Source organism: Acinetobacter sp. Ac8, from assembly GCF_055392545.1.
Genome location: NZ_AP043689.1, coordinates 4,090,720 through 4,110,864 on the forward strand (window position 1 = coordinate 4,090,720; position 20,145 = coordinate 4,110,864).

The 20,145-nt window shown below is 39.0% G+C and carries 17 protein-coding genes; 2 read left to right on the top strand and 15 right to left on the bottom strand.

Annotated elements, in window-relative coordinates; translation table 11 throughout:
• Nucleotides 1–285 precede the first annotated feature (285 nt).
• From ACZ5QH_RS19390 to ACZ5QH_RS19425, 8 genes are all read right to left on the bottom strand, one after another.
• A complete protein-coding gene (locus tag ACZ5QH_RS19390; RefSeq protein ID WP_004817785.1) occupies nucleotides 286–627 on the bottom strand; it encodes a YegP family protein in 342 nt (113 codons plus the stop codon).
• 254 nt (nucleotides 628–881) lie between these two features.
• Entirely contained in the window at nucleotides 882–1,340 is a 459-nt protein-coding gene (locus tag ACZ5QH_RS19395) for a hypothetical protein (protein ID WP_303577422.1), read from the bottom strand.
• Nucleotides 1,341–1,461: 121 nt separating this feature from the next.
• Nucleotides 1,462–2,106: a dethiobiotin synthase gene (gene bioD, locus ACZ5QH_RS19400; protein WP_303577423.1), complete on the bottom strand. Its 645-nt coding sequence runs from the start codon at nucleotides 2,104–2,106 to the stop codon at nucleotides 1,462–1,464.
• Nucleotides 2,103–2,879 (bottom strand): malonyl-ACP O-methyltransferase BioC, encoded by a 777-nt coding sequence (bioC, locus tag ACZ5QH_RS19405; protein WP_004817790.1) that lies wholly within the window; start codon nucleotides 2,877–2,879, stop codon nucleotides 2,103–2,105. Before bioC ends, bioD begins: the two co-directional genes overlap by 4 nt.
• A 7-nt stretch (nucleotides 2,880–2,886) precedes the next feature.
• Nucleotides 2,887–4,056 (bottom strand): 8-amino-7-oxononanoate synthase, encoded by a 1,170-nt coding sequence (locus ACZ5QH_RS19410; RefSeq protein ID WP_303577424.1) that lies wholly within the window; start codon nucleotides 4,054–4,056, stop codon nucleotides 2,887–2,889.
• Nucleotides 4,053–5,387, bottom strand: coding sequence for an adenosylmethionine--8-amino-7-oxononanoate transaminase (bioA, locus tag ACZ5QH_RS19415; RefSeq protein WP_303577425.1), 1,335 nt, complete (start codon nucleotides 5,385–5,387; stop codon nucleotides 4,053–4,055). The genes ACZ5QH_RS19410 and bioA overlap by 4 nt, the downstream gene beginning before the upstream one ends.
• A 104-nt stretch (nucleotides 5,388–5,491) precedes the next feature.
• Complete coding sequence (locus ACZ5QH_RS19420; protein ID WP_303577426.1) at nucleotides 5,492–6,211, bottom strand: YqiA/YcfP family alpha/beta fold hydrolase; 720 nt, start codon at nucleotides 6,209–6,211, stop codon at nucleotides 5,492–5,494.
• Between the two features lie 73 nt (nucleotides 6,212–6,284).
• Nucleotides 6,285–6,608: a DUF6176 family protein gene (locus tag ACZ5QH_RS19425; RefSeq protein ID WP_004817797.1), complete on the bottom strand. Its 324-nt coding sequence runs from the start codon at nucleotides 6,606–6,608 to the stop codon at nucleotides 6,285–6,287.
• A 134-nt stretch (nucleotides 6,609–6,742) separates the two neighbouring features.
• On the opposite strand from ACZ5QH_RS19425, the gene ACZ5QH_RS19430 reads away from it, so the two are divergent.
• Nucleotides 6,743–7,315 (top strand): peroxiredoxin, encoded by a 573-nt coding sequence (locus ACZ5QH_RS19430; RefSeq protein WP_096735106.1) that lies wholly within the window; start codon nucleotides 6,743–6,745, stop codon nucleotides 7,313–7,315.
• A 90-nt stretch (nucleotides 7,316–7,405) separates the two neighbouring features.
• Here the strand turns inward: ACZ5QH_RS19430 and ftn are convergent, their stop codons facing one another.
• On the bottom strand, nucleotides 7,406–7,870 hold the full coding sequence (gene ftn, locus ACZ5QH_RS19435) for a heteropolymeric bacterioferritin subunit Ftn (protein ID WP_004724037.1): 465 nt from the start codon (nucleotides 7,868–7,870) through the stop codon (nucleotides 7,406–7,408).
• Nucleotides 7,871–8,257: 387 nt separating this feature from the next.
• Here ftn and ACZ5QH_RS19440 point away from each other — a divergent pair, with 387 nt between their 5' ends.
• The gene (locus ACZ5QH_RS19440; protein WP_303577427.1) at nucleotides 8,258–9,322 is read left to right on the top strand and encodes an SDR family oxidoreductase; all 1,065 of its coding nucleotides are present in this window, start codon (nucleotides 8,258–8,260) and stop codon (nucleotides 9,320–9,322) included.
• 89 nt (nucleotides 9,323–9,411) lie between these two features.
• Here ACZ5QH_RS19440 and ACZ5QH_RS19445 read toward each other — a convergent pair whose 3' ends face one another.
• From ACZ5QH_RS19445 to ACZ5QH_RS19470, 6 genes are all read right to left on the bottom strand, one after another.
• Nucleotides 9,412–11,559 (bottom strand): TonB-dependent receptor, encoded by a 2,148-nt coding sequence (locus tag ACZ5QH_RS19445; protein WP_303577428.1) that lies wholly within the window; start codon nucleotides 11,557–11,559, stop codon nucleotides 9,412–9,414.
• 322 nt (nucleotides 11,560–11,881) lie between these two features.
• On the bottom strand, nucleotides 11,882–13,912 hold the full coding sequence (gene ligA / locus ACZ5QH_RS19450) for an NAD-dependent DNA ligase LigA (RefSeq protein ID WP_035370689.1): 2,031 nt from the start codon (nucleotides 13,910–13,912) through the stop codon (nucleotides 11,882–11,884).
• A 78-nt stretch (nucleotides 13,913–13,990) separates the two neighbouring features.
• A complete protein-coding gene (locus ACZ5QH_RS19455; protein ID WP_303577429.1) occupies nucleotides 13,991–15,007 on the bottom strand; it encodes a cell division protein ZipA C-terminal FtsZ-binding domain-containing protein in 1,017 nt (338 codons plus the stop codon).
• Between the two features lies 1 nt (nucleotide 15,008).
• Nucleotides 15,009–18,461 carry a chromosome segregation protein SMC gene (smc, locus tag ACZ5QH_RS19460; RefSeq protein WP_464016761.1) on the bottom strand — a complete coding sequence of 1,151 codons (3,453 nt, stop codon included), beginning with the start codon at nucleotides 18,459–18,461 and terminating at the stop codon, nucleotides 15,009–15,011.
• 13 nt (nucleotides 18,462–18,474) lie between these two features.
• Nucleotides 18,475–19,170: a GntR family transcriptional regulator gene (locus ACZ5QH_RS19465; RefSeq protein WP_004724049.1), complete on the bottom strand. Its 696-nt coding sequence runs from the start codon at nucleotides 19,168–19,170 to the stop codon at nucleotides 18,475–18,477.
• A gap of 160 nt (nucleotides 19,171–19,330) precedes the next feature.
• Nucleotides 19,331–20,134, bottom strand: a complete 804-nt coding sequence (locus ACZ5QH_RS19470) for a sulfite exporter TauE/SafE family protein (protein WP_004724050.1) — start codon at nucleotides 20,132–20,134, stop codon at nucleotides 19,331–19,333.
• Between the last annotated feature and the right edge of the window lie 11 nt (nucleotides 20,135–20,145).

Below are 20,145 nucleotides of genomic sequence, written 5' to 3' on the forward strand. Positions count from 1 at the left end.
AATATAAGAAGAAACTCAAAACTGAAGATATAAATAGATAATCTAAACTGATATCCAACTCAAGTTTATATATTGCGCTTGGAATGATTATTCTATACAACTTAATAATATATATTTTTATGGTTTAATTTCTATGTTTTAAAACCCTTTGCAAGCATTCAAATATTAGAATTTTATTACCATAAATAAATACTTATTTTTTATCATTTGTTTTTTAGATTCAAAAAAAAGCATGTCATTGCAATGACATGCTTTTGCTGTTTGCTTTGGATTGTTTTGCTTGATTTAGGCTTGTTCTGTTAAATCTTTTATTTTGTCTGAAGGGCCATTTTTCTTCACAGACTCAATCCCATTATCGCGAGCAGCATCACCTGAATAGAATTGACTTGTTCCGATAATTTGATGATTCGCCGCTTTTAAGTTGAAATAAGGCTTACCATTTTTCGCTTCTAAACGATCATAACGTGCATCATCTGGGCTATTTTTTTGCACAGAGGCAATACCATTTTGTGCAGAAGCTTTTGCTTTATAGAGCTCACTGGTGAGAATAATTTCGCCATTTCCTGCTTTTAATACAAAGCGATATTGACCATCTTTAGCTTGACTAATTTCATACCATCCTGACATGGTTCACCTCTTCATTATTTTCGGTTTATTTTATTTCACAGCGCTTGTTGGACATAAATTACGCTACTGATATGAAATATAAATGACTTTTCATGTTAAAAAAAGATTAATTTGTTATAACTTTATTGTTTATGTAACGCTGCAGAGTGACATCGCTCAAATTAGCACAATGCTTTTATTATTAAGTCACAATAAAGTTTAAAGCCATTAAAAAAATGACTTTAAATTTAGATTCTGCATTTAGCCATTAACAATCAACGATCAAAAAAACCTGTGCTGGTATAATCTGGATAGACTATTTTCATTAAACGCTCGATTTCCGAATCATTGCCACGTAAAAAACTTTCCAAACAATCCCGAAATACCGCAAAAGGAAGGTCATCGTTATCAAAACTGGGCATCTCTTCAGATTTAAATAAACCAAAAAAATGCGATTTTTGTTGTTTTTGATAGAGTTCAGCATGTGCATTAAAGTTATATTGATTGCGACTATAAACCACAAATAGTCCGCCGAACTTACGCCCAGTTTGGATATGCTCAATTTGAAAAAAAGGAAAATCACCGTGGTGCTCCTCCATGTATCCCCAGACGACTTGTTGCATCCAATCAATCTGATCAAAACGACTTAAAATTTGCGTTGCTGCATTACTTTCAAAATCAAGAGAAGTTATTTCAAGCTCTTTAAATAACTCAATTCGAATTTTAAAACTCATCAGGATTACCTTTTATACACGTCGCTTATTTAAAGCATTCAGATTTTTTAAAAGCGACAAGAAAACAGCAGGCTCGGAACACTATGAATCAGCTGTTTCAGCACTCAATTCGATGAACAAACTAACAGATTACTGGAATATCAATCCATGCACTGTTCGGAAAATGTTTCACCAAATAATGCTTTAAAAATTCTGCGGTATCTTTTGAAATCAGTTCATCCTGAGATTCATCATTTAAATTATAAGCAAGTGCATAAAGCTCAAGCCCACGACTTTTTAAAGCCTCTAAACTTAAAATCGTATGATTAATACTGCCCAAACGCCCTGAGCTGACTAAAATCACAGGAAGCTTTTTCTGGGCCACATAATCAATTGAAAGTAAGCTGGTGGTTAGGGGTACCATCAATCCACCAGCACCCTCTAACAAAACAACATCATACGTTTCAGAAAGTCGTTGAGTAGCATCTGCAATTTTTTCAAAATCAATCTCACGCCCATCAATTTTGCTGGCTAAATGAGGCGATGCAGGATAGCTAAAGATTTCAGGCATGGTGAGCTTGGTTTCATCCTCTGGAAACCAGCCCACTCCCATAATCTCACGATGTTGTTCGATATCTTCTGAAATATCGGTATTACCCGTTTGGATTAATTTCTGCGTAATGGTTTTTTGACCTTGCTCATTCCATAATTTGGCTAAATATCCAGTGGTATAGGTTTTGCCAATTCCAGTATCTATTCCACTGATAAAGTAAACTGATCCAGTCATGACATTCTCCGCAAAATACAATAAATAGGATGATAAGTCAGTGAGTAGCGTATATTTCCTGACTGATCAGCCTGTGAAAACTGTTGATAGTGATGATAAAAATCGGCGAGACTCTGCTTTGTCCATCTAAAGCCAGATGCTGTCGCAGTCACTCCTGTGGCTTTTAAATGCTGCAAAATATATTTGGGATGAGAAAAATTGAGATGCTCAATTTGCTCTGAAATATGTAGAATTTCAAAACCATTTCGCTTTAATTGTTGTTGCAGATCGTCAAGGGATAGGTAATTCAGACCTTGTCCTGTTAAGCTTTTAATTTCCTGTAAATTATGCTGTCCAAAAGTTGAAAAACAAAAATACGCATTAGGATTTAAATGATGAAAGGCCTGTTGAAAAATACCATTTAAATCACTCATCCATTGTAAAACGGAACTTGAGCTAATTAAGTCTAAATGTTTTGGAAATTCAAGCTGTTCTATATCGCCAATCCGATATTCAATCGGTTTATCCGCAGGGAAATGCTGCTGAACTTCGGGGTATAGATCATTTAAAATCAAATGTTTAATTTGCAAATTTTGCAGTAAAAGCTCAGTTAAGTTTCCAGAACCACAACCGATTTCAAACACATTTTCATAGTGTGCTGGGCAATATTCGCTTATTAAATTAAACAGTTGTTGTGCAATATTTTTTTGTACGACCGCATGTTCAGTATAGCTCTGCCCTGCCTGAGCAAAACGCAAGGCAATCTGTGATTTATCAATTTCTGGATGTTTCACATTCAACTCACAACAACGGAATTAGCTGATCTAGATCAGCTTGGGTGATTTGAGCAGTTAAACAGATACGTAACCGTGAGCTGTGTTGCGGTACAGTCGGGGGACGTACAGGCATAATATAAAATCCTGCATCTTGTAATGCTTTGGCCTTTTCAACCGTTTTAATCGAGTCACCTACAATGACCGGAACAATATGTGATGTTGATGGGCACTCAAAACCTTTGCTTTGAACAGCCTGTTGTAGATACTGACTTGTAGATTGCAAATATTGACGGCGCTGATCTAAGCCTAAAACTTTCTGAAAAACAAAGTTTGTCCATGCCATACATATTGGCGGTTGTGCAGTACTGAAAATCAAAGGGCGCATCGCATTAATCAAATAATCGCGAATCACCGCATGACAAATTAAATAACCACCAACTGAAGCGATTGCCTTACCAAAAGTCCCCACGAGCAGATCAATATCATCAATCACCGCATATTGTTCAGCACAACCTAAGCCCTGCTCACCACGTACTCCAATTGCATGTGCTTCGTCTACATAGAGCATGACTTTGCAAAACTGTTGCTTAATACTCACCAATGCTGCTAAGTCCGTTTCATCACCATCCATACTAAAAATCGACTCAGTCACGACAATAATGCGCTCGAAAGCCTCATCTGCATGATATTTTTGTAAAAGCTGAGTCAAATGATTTAAATCATTATGACGATAACGCACATATTTGGCTGAGGATAAACGGATCCCATCAATCATACTGGCATGAATCAATTTATCTGCCAGAATCAGCGTTTTACTGTTTGCAAGTGCAGGTAAAATACCAATATTCATATGATAGCCGCTGTTAAATAACAATGCCGCCCGACCATGAAAAGCCTGAGTTAAACTATTTTCAAGCAGTTCATATTCTGGAAAATGTCCAGTCAACAAGCGTGAAGACGAAGAACTCATTCGTCGTTGATCGTTGGGTGTTTCATCAAAAAACTGTTCACGTAATGCGAGATCTGATGCCAATCCTAGATAATCATTTGAAGCCAAATTGAGCATTTGATGCTGATCAAGGCAGATATAACGACCTTGCTGAACATTCGAACGAAATTGGCGTAAATTGCCTTGCTGTTTAAGCACATCAAGCTGCTTTGAAAAATGTTCAAGATGGGTATTGATCAAGCTCATGTGCTTTGCTCCATAGCCTTGACCACCTCAACCAATTGCTCCAGTAAGATTTTTAATTCTTGTGCTGTGATGATATATGGAGGCATCACATAGACCAATTTGCCAAATGGTCGTATCCAGATACCACGACGTACAAACTCCTGCTGTAAGGTTTTCATATCGACATTCACAGTCAATTCCACCACCCCTATCGCACCAAGAACTCGCACATCATGAACATGATTAAGGGACTGTAAGGGCTGTAAAGCATGTCTAAGCTGTGCTTCAATTCGTTGAATATTGCTCTGCCAATCTTGAGAAATTAATAATTGTGTACTTTTGACAGCAACGGCGCATGCCAAGGGATTTGCCATAAAGGTTGGGCCATGCATAAACACACCCGCTTCACCCTGACTTATCGTTTCAGCAATATGTGTGGTGGTTAATGTCGCAGAAAGCGTCATATAGCCACCGGTTAAACCTTTACCGATACACATAATGTCAGGTTCAACTTGTGCATGCTCCCATGCAAATAGTTTCCCTGTACGCCCAAAACCCGTAGCGATTTCGTCAAAAATCAGCAAAACATTGTATTTTTCGCAAAGTCGTTTGGCTTGACGCAAATATTCAGGATGGTAAAAACGCATCCCTCCCGCACCTTGTACAATCGGCTCAAGAATTAAACCTGCAATCGTTGCATGCTGTTCGGCCAAGCTTTTCTCAAGTTCAGCAATATCACTTTGATCCCATTGCTCATAGAATCCGACTTGAGGTGCTGGAACAAATAAACGATTAGGCAAACTTGAACCAAAAATTTGATGCATGCCCGTTACAGGGTCACAGACAGACATTGCATTCCAAGTATCGCCATGATAGCCAGATCGAGGGGTAACAAAATTAGTTTTCTCTGTATAGCCCTGTGAAGACCAAAACTGTACCGCCATCTTCAATGCCACTTCTACAGCGACAGAACCAGAATCGGCAAAAAACACTTTATCTAAATGAGGCGGGGTCAGTTGAACCAGTAATTTTCCAAGCTGGATCGCTGGATCATGGGTAAATCCACCAAACATGATATGCGACATATTCTGTAGCTGATCTGTCACTGCTTGATTCAACTCTGGATGATTATAACCGTGAATCGCACACCACCATGAAGACATCCCATCTATCAATTGACGACCATCTTCAAGTTCGATGGTCGCAGCATAGGCTTTTTTAACCTTAAAAGTCGGTAAGGGATTGGTCATAGAGGTATATGGATGCCAAATATGTTGCCGATCAAAGTCCAGATCATCTAACTCTGATTGTTCAAGATCAACATCATCAAACCCATTGTTTAAATCGGTCATCCGTTCACTCCATGTGCATTACAATTACAGCAAAAAACAGTTTAGCGATGTTAAACCTGCACGCAATAAAAATAAATTGCGAGATTCACCACTGATCCATAGATTTATTCTATTTTTTGTAAATATTGGCAGATTTTGTCACTTAGACTTAAAAAATCAAAAACTGGAACGCCATGTGAACCATTTACCAGCTCGACATCTAAAAACTTTGCTGTGAAATTTTGAAATTTCTCATAGACTTTGTCACTAACTAAGAAATCCTGTTGAGCAAATATATGATACTGTTTGCCGGCATAGTTATTTAAGATCGCAACATTATTTAATTGCTCAAGACACGCCAATCCCTGTTTTAATAATTCTAAATTTTGCGGCTGAATCAAACTTTGTAAATGTACAAAATCTTCTCGCGTGGTTGCGGTGCCCTGACAAACCATAAAACCAAATTTCTTTAATGTCGCAATCGCATCATGTTCAAAGGACTGTTTAAAGTTGTGAAAGGTTGTTTGGCTCATTGCCGTTTGCCACTCAGCATTTGCCACAAAACAAGGGTTTGAAGCCAGTGTAATCAAGACTTTTTGTTGTTGGTATTGCTGTTTAATTTGCTCGACCAGCAAGCTTGCCAATTGCCCACCTAAAGACCAACCACAAATCACATCAAAATCTTTGGCTTGCTCCACCTGCTGTTGTAAAACACTTTGATCCAGCGCATTAAAGATATTGATCAATACAACTTCATGGCCTTGTTGTTGTAAAGCCTGTTGTAAAGCATTGAGTAGTTTGGTTCCACCGCCCCAACCTGTGATCAGCAAAATACGTTGATTCAATTTAAGCCACTATAAAACTATAACGATGTTTTATTAGATCATGCTTAAAATTGAACGACAATCGGACTTCTAACTATTTCTGATGGTGTAAATCGACCAATAAGCTGGCTGGAATCACTTTTTGCCAAGTGCGTTTAAATTGCTGATGTACTTGATCAATTGCAAACTGACTTTTTCTCGAAATTTCATGTGCTTTTGCAATATCATCTGCCCGTGTATAAGCAATCAAATAATCTAGTCCATCCAGTTCCACATGGAACCATGATTCAACATGCACACCTTCAGCCTGAAGTGTTTCAATTGCCTCATGCTTACGCCTATTCAATTGATTTTGCCATGCGACAACATCGTCCATCACCGCTACTTTTAGTTGAATCAATACTGCACCAACGTCCATAATTTTACGTTCTATTTATTTTAAACGGTCTTTTATCATAAATGGCATGTGAACAATTGCAAACATTTTACATACCGCCAAAACCTTAAAATTTGCTAAGATCAAATCAGGATCAATTTAGGAAAGTGTTTGTCATGAAACTATCACGACTGTTCAGTATTAGCTTACTTTCCGTTTCAGCTTTATGCATATTGAACACGGCCAGCCATGCGGAAAGCTCTATTCTCTCCAAACTGGATTCCAACCAAAAGCAATGGGTAGGTAAGCCTGCACCAAGTTTTAAACTACAAGATCAAAATTCAAAATGGCATGAACTGAGTCAATATAAAGGTAAATGGGTTGTTCTCTACTTTTACCCAAAAGATGATTCACCTGGCTGTACACAAGAGGCCAATCAATTTAAATCACTCTACCCACAATTTATAAAAAATAATGCGGTGGTGCTTGGTGTCAGTTTGGATGATGTGCAATCACATCAAAAGTTCTCTGAAAAGCTGGGACTAAATTTTCCAATTCTTGCCGATAGCAATCATCAACTCGCAGACCAATTTGGAATCATCCGAAACTTGGGCATTGCTAAAATAGCAAAACGAGAAACTTTTTTGATTGATCCACAAGGAACGATTGTGTATCACTATAGCAGTGTAAATACCCAAACACATGCCGATCAAGTCTTAGCGGATATTCAGAAGTTTTCAAAAAAATAACGACTGAAGCATTAAAAAAGCCTTTAGATGAATGTCTAAAGGCTTTTTTAATCTAAAACATCTCACCTTAAGCAAGACGCTTAGTGTGTCTTACATTTGAGATTGAATATAATTCTGTAAACCAATTAATTCGATCAAACCTAATTGTTTTTCAAGCCAGTAAGTATGATCTTCTTCAGTATCGTTCATTTGTTGACGCAGCATATCACGTGTCACGTAATCGCCTTTTTCTTCACATAGCTTTACGCCTTGTGCCAATTTTTCACGTACATGATATTCCAATGCCAAATCGGCTTTTAAACAGGTTACAACATCTTCACCTGTAACAATATCGTCACGCTTCATGTTCGGGGTACCTTCAAGGAAAAGTACACGGCGAATTAAAGCGTCTGCATGTGAAGCTTCTTCTTGCATTTCATGATCAATACGTTCATAAATTTTGCTTAAGCCCCAATCTTCATACATACGCGAATGAATAAGATACTGATCACGAGCAGCCAGTTCGCCACCGATCAACATATTTAGATAGTCTATGACTTCTGGATTGCCACGCATTTCAATTACTCCACATTCTTTTGCAATAGTATGGACAAATTTTACCAGTTTTGCAAAAGACAAAATGTGTAAGTTTATGATTTTTATAAAATTAAAATGATAAACATACGCATTTGCAATTTGAATAAGTATTTTTTCATATAAAAAATAACCGCTTACAAAATTTCATTGATGGTTTATTGGTGATTTTTCATCAAAATTCAAAATGATTTATTTTGTAACCATTAAAAATGCTTCTTATTCACCCTCATTATTCCATTTTCTGTTCATTTTCAATGACAGAACCCTCACTTTATCTTCTTGGCTTTTTTTAATGCTAATATTTCAAGACAATTTTAACTTTAATATTTATGATATTGAATATTAACAATTAGCAGGAAAAAAATAATGTCTCAGGGAAACACATCAGCGCCTATTCTAGTTACAGGTGCAACAGGCTATATCGCCAGTTGGGTGATTCAAAAATTACTTGAGCAAGGTTATACCGTTCATGCCACTGTACGTGATCTTAATAAGAAACAAAGCTTTGCACATTTAGAGAAAATCGCACAAGCCAGCTCTGGCACACTAAAACTATTTAAAGCCAACCTTTTAGAAAATGGTTCTTTTGATGAAGCCATGCAAGGCTGTGAAGTTGTGTTACATATGGCTTCACCATTTGTTGTGACCAATTATAAAGATGCTGTTAAAGATATTATTGAACCTGCAATTTTAGGCACGGAAAATGTCTTAAATAGTGTCAATAAAACAGAGTCTGTCAAACGAGTCATTGTGACTTCAAGCATCGCGTCTACTTATGGTGATGCAATTGATATTTTAAAAACGCAGCATAATCAGTTTGATGAATCTCACTGGAATTCCACCAGCTCAACCACGCACCAACCGTACCCGTATTCAAAAGTTATGGCAGAGCGTAAAGCATGGGAAATGGCGGAAGCACAAAATCGTTGGACGCTGATCTGTGTTAACCCTGCATTAGTACTTGGCCCATCACTGACCGCAAATACACAGTCAGGGAGTGTAGAAGTCTTAGAGCAATTTGCCAACGGCATGACCTTACTCGGTGTCCCACCGATGTGGAATGGTATTGTGGATGTTCGTGATGTTGCTGATGCGCATATTTTGGCAGCATTCAAGGAAAATGCGGCTGGACGTTACATTATTAGCGGCGGCTCACTCAGCCTTTTGGAAATGGGTAAAATTTTACGTCAAAATTTTGGACAAAAATTTCCTTTTCCGCGTAACCAAGTCCCGAAAAAAGCATTTAAATTCATTGGACCTGTATTTGGCTATTCCCGTGATTTTATTGAAAAGAATATGGGCTACCCTATCTTTTTTAATGCTGATAAAAGCAAACAGGAATTGGGGATGAGTTATCGTAATATTGAAACCAGTTTAGTCGAGCATTTCCAGCAGCTTCTTGATGACGGTGTGGTGAAGAAATATATTTAAGAACAGCTCAACTAATTCTTAAAGCCAAAAAGCCTTTTTCAAATATGAAAAAGGCTTTTTGGCTTATAGCGTTCAACATCAGCTAAGGCTTAGAAATCAAAAGTCACACCGACTTTATAAGTTCGTGCACCACCGACTAAAGCATAGTTTGAATTAAATACACCTTCCCAATATTTTTTATTGGCAACATTATCAACATTGGCAAGGAGTGTGGTATTTACCCCACCAAGTTTGGTTTTATAGCGAGCGCCTAAGTCAACAATCGTATAGTCTGGTAGTTCTAGCGTATTCTCTTCATTCAAATATTGCTCACTCACATAGCTTACACGGGTATTGACATGAAGTCCCTCAACCTTAGGAATGGCATAATCAAGCCCTAACGAAGCAGTAAAATCGGGTACACCATATACTTTATTACCTTCGAAAGCGACCTTCGCTGATTTCACATATTCAGCATCGATATAGGCCAAATTCCCCATCACAGATAAAGTATCTGTAACATTGCCAGAGAATGACCATTCCACCCCACGAGAACGCGTTTCAGCATCATCGTTGACTTTATTACTTATGCTGTCCAGATAAGCCTCAGGCTTTTTAATCTGATAAAGTGCCAAAGTATTTAACCACGAACCCAACTGATATTTTGCACCTAACTCATATTGCTTGGTTTGATAAGGTGCAAGTGTCTCACCTCTATTTGTCGCAGTTGGATAGGTCGTTTCTGAGACAGTAATCCCTTCAGCTAAGCCCTCGACATAGCTTGCATAAAAAGATAAATCCTCACCAAATGGTTTGACAACAATCCCCAAACTTGGTGATAGCTTATCTGCACTATAAGCTGATTTTTTGACAAGATTCTTAGTATCGATATCTTGATAACGCCCACCTAAAATCAGTTGTAATTTATCATCCAACATTGAAAGCTGATCCGTTAAGGTATAACTCACATACTCATTATCACCATAAGGAACAATTTCTGGGTAGGTTGTTGGCATTGTCCCTGTATTTGATGGATCATATAAATTGGTCGTAAACCCCGAACTGGTTGCGGATTTATGTTGTGAATATTTGCGGGTTAAATAATCAGTACGCAATCCTAAAGTATGCTTGATCGCACCTGTATCAAATTTTGCTTCAAAGCCTGCATTAGCAGCAGTATTATGTTCTTTTGATCCCACTCGATAATATTGTGAGGTTGCATTTCCATTTAAATTATTGACAATCATACGTGTGCCAAAAAGGTGACCATCATATGATTTTTCTACATATCCAATGCCTGCAAATGCTTTTAAATCAGGGGTAAATTTATATTCTCCTGACAAACCTACAAATTGGCTGTTGGTATTGCCTTCTAAGTTTGAAAAGTAGTTTAAATCCCCTTTAGGTGCTGCAAGTACATGATTAACACTGCCCTTGCCACCCATGGCGACCATTGCAGGTGAACCGCCTTTACGATTTCCTTTGACCGCATAAGCATCTAAATTAATCTTTAGTTTATCCGTGGTGTAATCCGCAGCAATTGCCCCTAGAGCTTGACGATCATTCATTCCATCAATGATATGTTCGCCATCAGCATAAGCGCCATTCACACGCACACCAAACTCCTTGTTCTCACCAAAACGACGAGATACATCAAAGCCTGATTGATAATATCCTTCATCTTGAAACGATGCAGAAACTCGGGTGAGTTCTTGATCTGCCCGTTTAGAATGCCCCATCACTATCCCGCCCACACTGCCTGTAGGTGCAACACCTGCAACCAATGCATTTGGACCTTTAAGTACAGTCACTGACTCTAAAAATTCCGTAGGCATCCGACCATAAGGTGCAACACCATAAAAGCCGTTATAATTTAAATCCTCATGATTGACATCGAAACCACGGATTTTAAAGTTTTCATTTAAATGCCCTTGATTGGTTGTGGTTCGAATACTGGCATCATTTTTTAACACCTCCCCCGCCGTGTTTGCTTGTTGATTTTCAATTAATTGTGCTGAATAAGACGTGATACTAAACGGCGTATCTATAATTTTCTTATTTCCCAATGGCCCTAAATCTGTATTTTTTTGCAAAGCACCGTTGGCAAATGTTGATTTTTCTTGTTCTTTTTCAGCAGCGACTTTAATCGTAGGCAAAGCAGTAATTTCATCATTTGCCCAAATTGTTTGTGTAAGTCCCCCACCAAAAAGCACGATAGAAATAGAATTGACTAGAAATGTTCGAGAAAAATTTTTCATATAAATAATAAGACACTTTTCAAATGATAATGATTATTATATAGACTTTCACTATTGTTAAGAATTGTAATTTCTCATCTAAAGTTAAGTTTAATGGAAAATTCTAATAAATAAGAATTATTATCATATAGCGCACTAATGATAGAGCAAGCAACCTTGCGAAATGCAATCGCTAAAATACAGTACGAAAAATTCTATTAAAAAATGATGACTTGTTGATTTGCTATCGCATCAATCTTGAAATGATGATTTTAATTTTTGAAAACTGCAAAGATACAACAATTGTATCTTTACAGTAATTTTAGAGTTAATTTAAACGAAACTATGCCTGCCCATACTCAGCCATTAATGCTAAAAACTCCTGCTCATTCAGTACAGCGACACCCAGTTTCTCTGCTTTTTCAAGCTTAGAACCGGCTTTTTCACCCGCAACCACACATTTGGTTTTGCTCGATACACTGCCACTGACACGCGCACCAAGTGCTTGTAGCATTTGAGTCGCATCATCACGCCCCATTGTTGCCAATGTGCCTGTAATCACCCAACTCTCACCATTTAAAGGCTGACGGGTGGGTGCAACGGGTGCATCCCAATGGATCCCAGCTGCAAGCAAACGATCAATCACTTCAAGGTTATGTGGGGCTTGGAAAAAATCAACAATCCACTCAGCGGTAATATCACCAACATCTGGAGTCTTCTTCAATGCTTCAAGATCAGCATGACGAATCGCATCCAGCGTCTGGAAAGTGTTGGCAAGCATACGTGCAGTCGTCTCACCTACACCACGAATACCCAAGGCATAAATAAATGCAGCAAGTGTGGTTTTCTTACTGTTCTCAATCGCATCCAATAAATTTTGGACAGATTTTTCACCCATTTTTTCAATGGTCAGTAACTGTTCACGATGCTCATGTAAATGGTAAATATCCGCGACATCTTTTAACAGATCAAGATGTAACAGTGACTCTACCCAACGATCACCGAGACCTTCAATATCCATCGCTTTACGTGAAACAAAGTGGCGAATGGCCTCAATACGTTGTGCAGAACAATATAAACCACCCGAACAACGTGCCAAAGCCTCACCTTCTGGCATTACGACAGGAGAAGAACATACTGGACAATTTTCAGGTAAATGTACTTCTGTCACGTCATTTGGACGGAATTCTAACCATACTTTTTCAACTTTGGGAATCACATCACCGCTACGATAGACACTGACCGTATCGCCAATACGAACGTCCAGACGGTGAATTTCACCAATATTGTGCAAAGTCACATTAGAAACCGTTACACCACCCACAGCCACAGGATTTAAGCGTGCTACAGGGGTTAAAGTCCCAGTACGTCCAACTTGCCAATCAATATTTTCAACCGTTGTTAAGGCTGCAACTGCAGGAAACTTATACGCCGTTGCCCAACGCGGTTCACGACTTAAAAAGCCCAGCTTTTGTTGTTGTTGAAGATCATCAACTTTGATCACCATGCCATCAATTTCAACCGCTAAATTCGGGCGCTCTTGGTTGATTTGCTGATATTTTTCTTGTACTTCTTGAATACTTTCACAAATAAAATGACGTTCACCCACAGCAAAGCCAAAGTTAGTCAACCATTCAAGACTCGCTGACATCGACTCAATGCCATGATGCGGCTCACATTGTGCAATACCATAAGCATAGAATGCCAAAGGGCGAGATGCTGCAATACTTGGATCAAGTTGACGTAAACTACCTGCCGCAGCATTTCGCGGATTGGCAAAGGTCTTCTCACCCTTCGCTTCATTTTCAGCATTGAGTCGTTCGAAGCCTGCTTTTGGCATCAATACTTCACCACGAACTTCCAACAAGCGTGGCACTGCCACTTTATCCGAAGACAAGACTTTCGGTAAATTACGAATGGTTTTTACATTTTGCGTAATCACTTCGCCTGTTTCACCATCGCCACGGGTTACGCCACGGGTCAATACACCATTTTCATACCAGAGCGAAATCGCCAATCCGTCAAATTTTAGCTCGACATCATATTGAATCTTTTGATTGGGCAATCGTTCTTCGATACGGCGGGCAAAGGCAAATAACTCGTCCTGATTAAATACATTACCCAAGGACAGCATCGGTACAGTATGGGTAATGGTTTCAAATTTAGACAGCGGTTTTCCGCCTACTTTATTGATTGGACTATCTGCCTGAACCAATTCTGGGTGTTGTTGCTCTAGAGCTTTGAGTTGGTGAAATAACTGATCATATTCACTGTCTTCAATACTCGGCTGATCCATCACATAATAAGCATGATTATGTTTTGCAATGAGTTGAATCAATTGACGCATTTGCGTCACGACAGGATTATTTTCCATAAATTTTTTCACCATAAAAAGGCGGAATACTCCGCCTAAAATTCTGAATACCAATTATAAAGTAAATATGACGTTATGCTAAGCGTCATGCCCTGAGCGATAATCGATCGCTTTATGGCGCCAATGCTCTTTCAGTTGTGGGGTAAATTCAAGATTGTTTTCATCATAGACCGTACCGTCTATTTCACGGGCAATTAAGCCAGCAATACTGACCATGGTATCAAAGCCTTTTTGCACATCTGAATGAGGAAGTGCCAAGAAGAAAGCCAAACCTTGAACTTGTTCAGTCGATAAGGTTTCTAAATCAAAACCATCTGGACCATTGTCGGTGACACGTAATACAGAAAACAGTAAATGGCTTTCTTCCTCTGGATTCTCATAACGATGGAAGCAAGAGAGTTCACCAAAACGTAAACCATATTTGAGCAACATTTTTAAGGTTTTATCCCCAGATAGTGCTTTACGTGGATTCGGATAAACATTCAGCGCAATAATGGTTTCAGCCGTAGACAATACGCTTTCATCATCATATTTTTGTTGCTCATTTAAATGAACATCTAAAATACTACTTTCCTCATCAAACTCTTTGATTTCAGCTGTTTCAACATTGGCATTAAACTGAAACGCTTCCTCTTTGTCCTGACTGACTATGGCTTTGGCAGAATCATGAGTTTGAGTTGTCGGTTCTGTTTGCACATCAAGTGCTTTGACAGATTCTGTTGCGGATTCAGTGCTTGCCACTGTTTCCGTCTTTTCAGTTTGTTGTGTAATTGCGGCATGCTCAATCTCAGTTGACTGAACAATATTCGACTCCGCTGCTACATCCTCAATCTTTTGCTGTTTTTCATCTGCAACTTCGACCGAGTCTAAAGCAGTTAAATTCGGTTCAACACGCACTTGCTCTTGAGACTCACGGTCTGTTCGCAATTGATCTCGTACATGACGAGGAATTACCGGTTGTTTACAGTCTTCATTGATATGCAATTCAGACTCTAAAGAAGGTGCGGCATCATTGGGCTTTCGTAGCACCATCCTTAAACCCACCAGAATGATGATTACTGCAACAACAATTCCAATAATTGTGGTGACTTCCATACTACGACTCCGCGGCTAAACCGTATTCTCTTGCCTCTTCCAAATTCACAGTGACGAGCTTTGATGTGCCTGGTTCAGGCATCGTCACACCCAGCAAATCGGTTGCCATCGTCATTGCAACTTTATTATGTGTAATGTAAATGAATTGGACTTGATCAGAAAGCTCTTTTACTAAATTACAAAAACGACCAACGTTAGCATCGTCTAAAGGTGCATCAACTTCATCCAAAACACAGAAAGGTGCAGGATTCAAACGGAAAATAGCAAATACCAAAGCCAATGCCGTTAATGCTTTTTCACCACCAGATAACAAAGCCAATGAACTATTTTTCTTGCCGGGTGGACGTGCCATCAGCTTCACGCCAGACTGCCAGTCATCTTCAAGACTTAAACTGGCTTCACCACCATTAAAGACTTTTGGAAATAATACTTTTAATTCAGCATTAACCTGATCAAAAGTCCCCATAAATAATTTTTTGGTTTCTTGGTCAATGGTCTTCATGGCATCTTTCAATTGCCCAACCGTATTTTCCAAGTCTTGCATTTGATGGGTTAGATCTTCAAAGCGCTTAGAAACTTCTTCATATTCTGCTGAAGCGGCTAAATTGACCGCGCCTAATTTTTCAAACTGACGCTGTGCTTTCTCAAATTTTTCTTGATGTACAGGTAAATCAATCAACACGCCTTGCTTAACTTCAGCATTCATCTCTTTAAGTTGATCGGAATAATGCTGTAAATCTGATTTTGCCGATTGCCAAGCCAAACGTCGCTCTTCCAGTTTTGTACGCAATTGCTCATCATTTTGCTGATGCAAATGGCGCATTTCTGTAAGTTGTTGCTGTTTGGATTGAATATTATTCAATTCAACTTGCCACTCACTCCAAGTTTTTTGCAGTTTTTCAGTTTGTTGTGCCTGCTCAGCATATTGCGATTCTAGACTTGGTAATTCCAATTGAATTGGATCTACAAACTTCTTGGCTTGCTCCATTTGCGCAATAATTTGTTGATATTGCGTTTTAGAGAAAGATAGGTCTTTGTCTAATAATTCAATTTGCTGTTTATTTTGTTCAGCTAGACGACGTGTGGTTTCGGTGTCTTGCTGTTTAAGCTGTAATTGCTGTTGCTGTTCTTCAACCTGCTCATTGAGCTCATCCAACTTAAATTGCAAGGTTTTAAACTCAGGAAGATTTTGTTCAAGCTTGAGGATGACCGAATGCATATCGATTTCAAGATCATCTTTCTGCATTGCATCTTCTTCAAGTTGCTCATCTAACTGTTGCAATTGACTATTCAGCTGAACTTTCTGCAACTCAAATGCTTGTGAAGCACTTTGTTGCTTAGCAATTTGCACATCAAACTGTTGTAACTGTTTTTGCTGATGTTTTAGCGTGTCTTGCTCTGTTTGGATCTGTTTTTGCAGGTCCAGCAATTGCTGATTTAAATTTGGCAATACAATTTCAGTTTCAATCAACTGTGGTTGTAGCTGCGCAAGTTGTGTTTCAATTTCTTCAAGGCGAATACGATGACTGAGTGCACCCTGTGCGGCTTGGCTCGACTCATCAAAGAACAGACCAATCACCCAATCTTGACCAACATGATAACCATCCAGCGTCAATATGCTTTGTCCTGCTTTTAACTGTGCTTGTACCGCTAAAGCTTGAGCGAGGTTTTCAATTACAGCGACTTGATTCCACAATGAATACTGTGGAGATTCAATCCAATCTGCTAAACATGCCAATCCATTCAATTGAATTTTATCTTGCGAGCTTGTTGCTTTAAGCTGGCGTGCCACACTTTCAGCAAAATCAGCATCTTGATCAACAATATGGGCTGACAACCATTTGGCTAAAAACTTTTCAACCAGCGGTGCATGTGCTTTGCCTTGTGCATTCAGCGTTAATACCTGCATCAATTGCACAGTATCAGCCTTGCTATTTACAGCACTTTTCGCCATTAATTGGGTGAGATTTTTCTGTTCAGATTGCAACACTTGTACATCAGATTTTAAAGCTGAAATCTGAGTTTTTTGCTGATTAATGCTTTCCTGTAGTTGTTCAAACTGCTGCTTTGCTTGATTAATTTTTTGTTCTAATTCAACAATCGCAGCTTGGATTGCTAATTTATCGTGCTCAAGTTGTTGAACATCTTCAGTTTGAAATTGACTTTGAACCTGAACAGCTTGGGTTTTTAAGGTGTCTTTTTGCTGTTCAATACGCGCAACATTTTTTGCAAGCTGTTCAATTTGCGCCTGCATTTGTGCTTTTTGCTGCTGTTGCTTTTCAACTTGAACTTTGACCTGTTCGTACTGTTGTTGTGCTTGCAATTGCTGCGCTTTTAAATCGGTAAAGGCTTGGCTACGTTGTTGTGTTTCAGACTCAGCATGTTGTAAATGTTCAGTCTGCTGCTCCAATTGACTGTGCAAGGTTTCCAATTGCAATTCCATCAACTGAATCTTTTCTTTGGTTTGAGCTTTTTGCTGTTCAAAATTTCCCAAAGCTTCTGAGTTCTGTTGAAATAAACTTTGTTTCTGTTCCAAAGTCATTTTCAACTCAGAGAGTTTTTTCTCAGCTTGTTGCCACTCATTTTGCAAAGGCGTGGACTGTTGAATCAAACGTTGGAACAACTCATTGGTTGAAGTCAGATCATGTTCCAAAGTACTCATGTCAGAGCGCACCAGTTTAAAGTGCTCCCCCAATTCGTTCATTTCAACCGTATATTGTTCTTGTAAACGAGAACTACGATCACACTGGAAAGATAGAATTTCAATCTTTAACGTACGAATTTCAGTTTCTAAAGTCTTATATTGAACCGCAGTTTCAGACTGGCGTTTTAAGGTTTTAAGCTGTGATTTGAGTTCTGAAGCAATATCTTCGAGACGGTCTAAGTTCTGCGTGGTATGTTCTAAGTGTTGTAGTGTTTCACGACGACGAGCCTGATAACGAGAAACCCCAGCAGCCTCTTCAAGAAAGATACGCATTTCTTCAGGTTTGGCATCAACCAAGCGGTTAATCATTCCCTGTTCGATGATTGCGTAGGAACGAGGACCTAAACCTGTACCCAAGAAAATGTCGGTAATATCACGACGTCGGCACTTCGTCCCATTGAGAAAGTATTCAGATTTTCCATCACGATTCACCTGACGGCGAACAGCAAGTTCAGTATACGCGTTATAAGCCCCACCTAATTTGCCATAGGTGTTTTCAAAGCGCAGTTCTACACTTGCCATACCTACAGGTTTACGTTTTGCCGTTCCTGTAAAAATAACATCCTGCATACTGCCACCACGGAGCTGGCGCGCACTGGATTCCCCCATCACCCAACGGATCGCGTCAATCACATTGGATTTACCACAACCATTAGGACCAACCACCGCTGTACGGTTATCTTTGAATTGTAGTGTTGTACTATCGGCAAAAGATTTGAAGCCTGAAAGTTTTAAGCTGCTTAAACGCATAATGTCCTAGTAATTACCGACGCGATCTCCGCGCCCAAGCGAGTTCGATTTGTTTCATCCGTGTCAGAGATTCCAACACCAGATTACGTAAGTGTCGACAAAAATCTTCCATAAATAAAGTAGCTTGTTGTGATTTTCGGATTAAAATTGCGTCAATCACCAACTTAAGCAATTCTAAAGCTTCTTGAAGCTCGCGTCTTGAAGTATTTAAGGTTAAAAAATAACTTCTTCGTAGGGAGGGTAACAACTCTTTATAAAATTTCATCAGGTAGGGATTCCCAACCATGTCCTGTTGCCCTGATAAAAATTGAAATATGCCATCATAAAACTTTTCAGTATTGCCTTGCTTCACCTGCTCAACCAAATGATTCATCATCTGCTGAATCGCTTCAGCTTCATGATTGCGCCATGTTTCACTCATACGTTGCACGATTTGACCTAATAACAATGCGCTGGTATCGAACAATGCACGGACTTGTTGTGCTGACATTTCTGAGACAATTGCACCACGACGAGGATAAATTTCAATCAGATGGGTTCTTTCTAAAAGCAAAAGGGCTTCGCGTACCGAGCCACGACTGACATCCAGTTCTTTGGCAATACGTAGTTCTTGTATTCGTTCCCCTTCAACCAACTCGCCACTAATAATTTGTTCACTAATATGTTTGGCAATCTGTTCTGAAAGGCTATCCACTTCTTCCGAATGCATATAATTCCTATCTTGGTTTATTATTCTTTACTTGGACAATGTCAATTGTCATTATTTTAGTTGTACCTGATTTAATTCAATTGAAACCATGACATTGTCCGACAATTTTAATGTATTTTAAGTCAACTCAGTGTTTAGAAAAAGTACCATTGATCGGAATCTACTTAGTAATACCTTGATAAATAAAATAAAGACCGACCACTGTAAGTAAGCATGCAAAGCATTTTTTCAACATCGCTGGAGAAAGTGCGTGCGCCACCTTTGCGCCAAATTTGGCAGTGATAAAACTCATTACACTGATCCCAATAAAGGCATAGATATGCACATAACCAATTGAATTTTTAATTTCGGTTGGTTCTTGTGCACCAAAGAACATAAAACCGAGCGCACCCGCAATTGCGATCGGTAGACCACAAGCTGCTGATGTTGCAACGGCTTTTTGCATCACCACACCATTTTTGTTGAGATAGGGAACGGTCAGACTTCCGCCACCAATACCAAAAATTGCCGATGCAACTCCAATTCCCCCACCAGCCAGCATTTGCATAGGTGCAGTTGGTAATTGTTTAGATTCATCGACTTTGACATTGGCTCCCTTAAACATTTTAAATGCCACCCAAATTGCAAAAGCACCAATAATCAGCTGTAAATGCTGACCTGATAAAATATCTGCAATGCCAGCACCAATAAATGAGCCAATCACCAAACCTGGGGCTAAGTTTTTAAAAACATTCCAAAGTACTGCACCTTTTTTATGATGCGCTGTTACGGAACTAATTGAAGTTACAATAATTGTTGCAAGTGAAGTTCCCAATGCCATGTGCATAATGACCGAAGGATCATAGCCCATTTTGGTAAAGACCACATAGAGAATTGGTACAATAATTAAGCCACCACCAACACCAAATAGTCCTGCGGCAAATCCTGCGATTGCACCAATACCTAAATATATGATTAACTCCATAAATGTTCCTT

What these genes read in the sequence shown, in the direction of transcription:
- smc (WP_464016761.1), bottom strand. Translation starts at nt 18,461, where the DNA reads ATGCGTTTAAGCAGCTTAAAACTTTCAGGCTTCAAATCTTTTGCCGAT.
- ligA (WP_035370689.1), bottom strand. Translation starts at nt 13,912, where the DNA reads ATGGAAAATAATCCTGTCGTGACGCAAATGCGTCAATTGATTCAACTC.
- ACZ5QH_RS19410 (WP_303577424.1), bottom strand. Translation starts at nt 4,056, where the DNA reads ATGAGCTTGATCAATACCCATCTTGAACATTTTTCAAAGCAGCTTGAT.
- bioD (WP_303577423.1), bottom strand. Translation starts at nt 2,106, where the DNA reads ATGACTGGATCAGTTTACTTTATCAGTGGAATAGATACTGGAATTGGC.
- ACZ5QH_RS19430 (WP_096735106.1), top strand. Translation starts at nt 6,743, where the DNA reads ATGAAACTATCACGACTGTTCAGTATTAGCTTACTTTCCGTTTCAGCT.
- ACZ5QH_RS19390 (WP_004817785.1), bottom strand. Translation starts at nt 627, where the DNA reads ATGTCAGGATGGTATGAAATTAGTCAAGCTAAAGATGGTCAATATCGC.
- ACZ5QH_RS19425 (WP_004817797.1), bottom strand. Translation starts at nt 6,608, where the DNA reads ATGGACGTTGGTGCAGTATTGATTCAACTAAAAGTAGCGGTGATGGAC.
- ACZ5QH_RS19465 (WP_004724049.1), bottom strand. Translation starts at nt 19,170, where the DNA reads ATGCATTCGGAAGAAGTGGATAGCCTTTCAGAACAGATTGCCAAACAT.
- ACZ5QH_RS19470 (WP_004724050.1), bottom strand. Translation starts at nt 20,134, where the DNA reads ATGGAGTTAATCATATATTTAGGTATTGGTGCAATCGCAGGATTTGCC.
- ACZ5QH_RS19395 (WP_303577422.1), bottom strand. Translation starts at nt 1,340, where the DNA reads ATGAGTTTTAAAATTCGAATTGAGTTATTTAAAGAGCTTGAAATAACT.
- bioA (WP_303577425.1), bottom strand. Translation starts at nt 5,387, where the DNA reads ATGACCGATTTAAACAATGGGTTTGATGATGTTGATCTTGAACAATCA.
- ftn (WP_004724037.1), bottom strand. Translation starts at nt 7,870, where the DNA reads ATGCGTGGCAATCCAGAAGTCATAGACTATCTAAATATGTTGATCGGT.
- ACZ5QH_RS19440 (WP_303577427.1), top strand. Translation starts at nt 8,258, where the DNA reads ATGTCTCAGGGAAACACATCAGCGCCTATTCTAGTTACAGGTGCAACA.
- ACZ5QH_RS19445 (WP_303577428.1), bottom strand. Translation starts at nt 11,559, where the DNA reads ATGAAAAATTTTTCTCGAACATTTCTAGTCAATTCTATTTCTATCGTG.
- ACZ5QH_RS19455 (WP_303577429.1), bottom strand. Translation starts at nt 15,007, where the DNA reads ATGGAAGTCACCACAATTATTGGAATTGTTGTTGCAGTAATCATCATT.